The sequence below is a fragment of the Burkholderia sp. BCC1998 genome (assembly GCF_905339875.1).
GTDB lineage: Bacteria > Pseudomonadota > Gammaproteobacteria > Burkholderiales > Burkholderiaceae > Burkholderia.
Window position 1 is genome coordinate 1 of sequence record NZ_CAJPHE010000065.1, and the last position, 1,656, is coordinate 1,656.

At 61.0% G+C, this 1,656-nt stretch carries 1 protein-coding gene; it reads right to left on the bottom strand.

Annotated elements, in window-relative coordinates:
- Positions 1-126: 126 nt before the first annotated feature.
- Positions 127-1,524: an ISNCY family transposase gene (locus U5A56_RS36755; protein ID WP_321927368.1), complete on the bottom strand. Its 1,398-nt coding sequence runs from the start codon at positions 1,522-1,524 to the stop codon at positions 127-129.
- Positions 1,525-1,656: the final 132 nt, after the last annotated feature.

Consider the following 1,656-nt stretch of genomic DNA (forward strand, 5'->3'; position numbering starts at 1 on the left):
ATCAAATGTCATACCCGGATTCAGATGTCGTAGCGCCAGCTAAATACAGATGTCGCATGTTTCATCGGTTTTCCTTCATTCAGCGTTGAAGTGCCGGGCCTGAAGCAGCAGGGTGCTTACGCTCGATCAGCGGGCCTTGGCAGACCGCTGGTTCGATTCTGCTTGATGTGTTTGCGAAGCGACCTGCAGGATGGCCGCTTCAATGTCGGCTTCCGTGAACGCACGCTGTTTCTTGGCGCCTGGTAACGATGTCTTGGCCCGCACTGGCAGCCCTCGATTGGCGCGCGAGGGCGAACCCGAGATCCGCCGGTTATCACGCTGCGCCTGAACCGCTTCAGCCACCTGCAGCGCGTGACTCAGACGCTTGTGTTCGATGATCGCGCCTTGATCGACCGCCGCCAGCTTGTCGTAAAGGCGGCAATGCAATACCTCGCCGTCGGCCCGGATTTCGATTCGTCCATCCGGGTACTCCCAGACGTCGATATAGCGATGAATCAGCTTCCTGTTCTCGAGCGTATCGTCCAGCAGGTACAGCACCCGGTCATACAGCACCGTCAGTGACTTCGATACCCGGCGCGTTTCGCGCCAGGTCAGCAACCGGTCCAGATTCTCGTCGTTTCGCAGCGGCCGGTGCGCATTGAAGTCGCACTTCGGCGGCTTCGCGAAGCGCGCGTTATACATGGCGATGAAGGAGGGCGCATACGCATTGGCGTCGGCCACCGTGCTGATCCCGCGCAATCTCAACTCCTTGACCAGCCGGTCCTGCAGCGTCAGGTGCGCACGTTCGACGCGCCCCTTGGCCGAGCTGCTGTTCGCGCAGAACGTGTCGATGTTCAGCTCGTACATGGCCCGGCCAAACTGCGTCACGCTGCTGCCGGTCTTGCTGGCCTTCGGGCTGCGGAACACGCTGTACTTGTCGCTGTAGAACGCCACCGGCTTGCCATGGCGCTCCAGGTACGTTCGCGTGGCCTCGAAGTAGCTGAAGGTCGATTCGGTCGCCGTAAAGTGCAGATGCATCAGCCGGCTCGTCGCATCGTCGACGTACACCAGCAGCGTGCAGGACGGCGCCCGTTCCTCGAACCACCGATGATCGCTGCCGTCGATCTGGATCAGTTCACCCAGGCAAGCCCGGCGCGCTCGCGGTTGATAGACCTTGGGCGGTCGTTGCCGACGCGGAATCCACAGCCCAGCGTCCGTCATCAGCTTCCTGACCGTTTCCTTCGACAACTGCAGCCCGTGGCATTCCCACAGCTTCTCGCAAGCCAGCGTCGGCCCGAAATCGGCGTAGCGCTCACGAACCAGGCTCAAGGCACGGTGCGCCAGATCCTCGGGCAATTGATGGTTGCTGGCGTGGCCACGGCGCTGCGAAATCAGTCCAGCCGGCCCCGCAGCACGATATCGGGTGACCAGCCGTTCAATCTGCCGTCGACTGATCCCGAGCCGCTCCGCGGCTCGCCAAGGCATCAGACGCTGCTCGATCACGGCTTCCACGACCTTCAGACGATCCAGCTCCCGCATGCTCATGGTGATCAGTCCAGGTTGGCCCACGATGCGCTCCAGCAGTTCAAACCGCCGCCAGCATGCGCCGAAACCCTCGAACTACGACATTTCAACTTTGCCCAGATGCGACATTACAACTTTGCTCCCACATCAAAA